The organism is Bartonella sp. CL63NXGY, from assembly GCF_042194905.1.
Classification (GTDB): domain Bacteria; phylum Pseudomonadota; class Alphaproteobacteria; order Rhizobiales; family Rhizobiaceae; genus Bartonella.
Genome location: NZ_JBHINK010000100.1, coordinates 1 through 401, shown reverse-complemented (window position 1 = coordinate 401; position 401 = coordinate 1). Strand labels below are relative to the sequence as shown.

The following is a 401-nucleotide window of genomic DNA, read 5'->3' as shown; positions in this document are numbered from 1 at the left end:
GTTATGCTCTTCGTTATAGACGGCGATGCCTAGTTGCTCAATCAACTTGACTCTTGTACGCATTACTTTCATTGTTGCTGGCATTTGGACGGCACATTCTACCATGTCAACCAAATCATGACTGCCTGTCTTATATAAACCGGCGGCAACGTGGCCATCAATCATCCTAACCTGGAAGGTAGCCTTATTTCGGTAGCCATACTGATGGGGAGCTGGAATCGTGGGGCGAACATCATAAGCACGGTAGCCATAGGGTTGAAACTTCTCTAAACTGTCAATCACCACTTGCCGTTTGAAGTGTAATTGCTGTTGATAGTCGAGATATTCGAGTTCGAAAACACCAGCCTCGATTGCATAGGCGTCGCGTGGTGTTACCCGATCGAGATTCTTTTTGCCGATGC

The 401-nt window shown here is 46.9% G+C and carries 1 protein-coding gene; it reads right to left on the bottom strand.

The genetic code is table 11. The features are described from left to right. Positions 1-401 (bottom strand): hypothetical protein (locus ACFIK0_RS09460; RefSeq protein ID WP_375663919.1); only part of this gene is annotated, 401 nt, incomplete at both ends.